This window comes from Shewanella sp. (assembly GCF_051658185.1).
In the GTDB taxonomy this organism is placed as follows: Bacteria; Pseudomonadota; Gammaproteobacteria; order Enterobacterales; family Shewanellaceae; genus Shewanella.
In genome coordinates, this window is record NZ_JBOFMC010000269.1 from 1 (window position 1) to 2,929 (window position 2,929).

Annotated in this window: 3 protein-coding genes; 1 reads left to right on the forward strand and 2 read right to left on the reverse strand. The window is 49.0% G+C overall.

What is annotated here, in order from left to right:
• Positions 1-695: transcriptional regulator GcvA (locus tag ACRCZA_RS10290; RefSeq protein ID WP_438674347.1), on the reverse strand; the 695-nt coding region annotated here is incomplete at its 3' end.
• Positions 696-871: 176 nt separating this feature from the next.
• On the opposite strand from ACRCZA_RS10290, the gene ACRCZA_RS10295 reads away from it, so the two are divergent.
• A complete protein-coding gene (locus ACRCZA_RS10295) occupies positions 872-1,111 on the forward strand; it encodes a hypothetical protein (RefSeq protein WP_438674348.1) in 240 nt (79 codons plus the stop codon).
• 213 nt (positions 1,112-1,324) lie between these two features.
• Here the strand turns inward: ACRCZA_RS10295 and thiI are convergent, their stop codons facing one another.
• On the reverse strand, positions 1,325-2,779 hold the full coding sequence (gene thiI, locus ACRCZA_RS10300) for a tRNA uracil 4-sulfurtransferase ThiI (protein ID WP_438674349.1): 1,455 nt from the start codon (positions 2,777-2,779) through the stop codon (positions 1,325-1,327).
• Between the last annotated feature and the right edge of the window lie 150 nt (positions 2,780-2,929).

Below are 2,929 nucleotides of genomic sequence, written 5' to 3' on the forward strand. Positions count from 1 at the left end.
TGGGCCGCTGCCTGTAACACTAATGACGAATGACTAAAAATCGGCCCTTGATTCACGTTAATATCACTGATCCCACACTGGCGAAACCAGGCTTGCCAGTCGTGGCGACTCATATCGTGCAATAGGGTGTGATGTTTTAGATCGCTCGGTTTAGACAACGGTTTTGGGCCATTCAGTAACATGGGCGAACACACCGGGATCAGAACTTCATTGCGTAACTTATCGGCGCGAAGCCCCGGCCAATTGCCTAAACCGTAATAAATGGCGACATCCACATCATCGGTTAAGGAGCTTGCCTCAGTATCGACGGCCTTGATCCGCACATCAATATCAGGGTTTTTCTCGCTGAATTTTGCCAGACGCGGCACCAACCATTGGATGGCAAAACTGGGGGACATACTCACGGTCAGTGAACCAATGGCGCTGCGCGCTAAGAGTCGGTCGGTGGCATCGGCTAATTGCGTAAAGATGTCTTTAATATCAAGAAAATAGCTCTGGCCTTCTTCGGTGAGCAGTAATGACCGGTTTTTTCGACGAAATAATTTTAATCCGAGAAAATCTTCTAGCGCCTTGATCTGGTGGCTCACTGCGGCTTGAGTCACAAACAGTTCTTCAGCCGCACGAGTAAAGCTCAAGTGCCTAGCGGCCGCTTCAAAGGCTTTAACCGCATTGAGCGGTGGTAGTCGTCTTGACATCGTATTTTCTATCTCAATTATTAATTAGTTTTTCTAATCCGTATTGTTACATTTAATCGTTTGTAAAGGCCAGCACTTTTGGTTAAATTTTGCGCGGTTAAAACACCGCAGTTGGACAATCTCCACGAGGATAATGGGAGTGTCTGACAGACTATTTTGTCAGCCCGGAGGCGACGATGCTCAAGTTAAACTCTTTATTTGTGTTAGTGTTAGTCTCAGCACTCAGTGCGACCGTCAGTGCCAATGAATTCTTTGAAGAAATTGTTATCGATACCAGCGATTTACCCGCGAGCATCGGTGCCGATTTAACCCAAACCATGGAGCAAATGCAGCAAGAAGCATTAGCTTCGCCCACATTACTGTCCACTGAAGATGGCGCACTTCCACCAAAGCACGCCGCCAATAGCGCCCTATAAGCGGCGCATTCACCCGCGAATGCAGCCGTTCAGCCTTGCATCATCCCGCTCGGCGGGAATACCCAAGGTGGCGTAATCCCACAAGAAAAGCCGCAATCAATTGCGGCTTTTTTGTGGTCAATGGCATTGAGCATTCGGCACATTGCGCGTTCGGTGCAATGTCGCGCGCCGTGACAAGGCGCGCGTTTGCGCTTCAAGCACCGCCTAAATGCATTATGGGCGATACACTTTTACGTTACTGTAACCCTGCTCAATTAAATACAAGGCCTGTAGCTTACTCATCACGCCACGCTCACAGTACAGCAAGTAGGTCTTTTGTTTGTCGAGTTCCGCAAACTGAGTCGCTAATTTAAAGAATGGAATGCGTTTAATCTCCACGCCATCTATCTGCAACGGTTTGTTTTCTTCTTCCTCTGGGGCGCGAATATCAATTACCACTTCATGGTGATCAATGCTAACCACAGTTTCAGTCTCGGTGATACGAGTATTCATTTGCTCGGCGATCTCCCGAATATCAATAGTGACGGATTGTGCAACGATACGGTCAATTAAATCCGCTGAGAATTTCATCTCTTCAGCTTCAACCTTGGCCAGCACGGCTTTTACGGTTGGTTTTTGCGAGATCACCCCGCAATATTCAGGCATCGATTTAGCAAAATCTTCAGTCCCAATTCTCCGGCATTCATTGATAATGTCCTGCTTATCCATGGCGATAAGCGGCCGCAAAATCAGCATGTCGGTGCAGCGGTCGATGACGTTTAAATTGGTCAAGGTTTGGCTCGATACCTGACCCAAACTCTCACCCGTCACAATCGCTTGAATGCCCATCCGCTCGGCAATACGGGCGGCGGTGCGCATCATCATGCGTTTTAGTACCACGCCCATTTGGCCATTGTCGATACGCTCGAGAATTTCGGCCACGACCGGCTCAAATGGTACCGAAATAAACTTCACCTTGTGGGATTCGCCATAGGTCTTCCACAGGTGATACGCCACTTGTTTTACGCCAATTTCATGCTGGGCGCCGCCCAAATTAAAGAAGCAGTAATGGGTCCGTGCGCCCTTTTTAATCAGTTGATAGCTCGATACCCCAGAGTCAAACCCACCAGAAATCAAGGACAACACATCCTCTTGGGTGGCCATAGGGAATCCACCTAGCCCCTCGATACGCTTGGTCACCATGTAGAGTTTATCGCGCTCGATTTCCAGATTCACCGTCACATCCGGGTTCTTTAGGCGCACCCCAAGGGCATCCGTAAATTGATTCAAGCCGCCGCCGACATACCGCTCCACCTCGATGGAGTTAAAGTCATGATCCCCCGTACGCTTCACCCGCACGCAAAAGGTTTTGCCTGCCAGTTGCTCGCGGTACACCGGCAGTACCTGCTGGTAGATATCATCCACAGAGGTAAACTGATATTCATCAACCTGCACCACATGGGCGATCCCAGGAATACAGGCCAGGCGCTCACCAAAGGCTTGGGCTAACTCGGGCTTGTGCTTGGGTACCATCACCATGATACGGTCCCACTGACGCTGCACCTTGGCATCTTCGTCAACTTTTTTGAGCACGTTACGGATATTGGTTTCAAGCATTTTGGTAAAGCGCATGCGCACAGGCTTGCTCTTCATCATGATTTCGGGATATAGCTTTACAATAAACTTCATGGGACTTCCGCAGGCAATCGGGCTATGACAACGACAGCTAAATAGGTTAAACAAAATTAAGCGGCGGATTATACCAAACTCCGCCGCCATGACGCACCTTTTACCTAAAATGACAGCAACAGATTGTCGCTTGCGCCACAAAATTGGCAC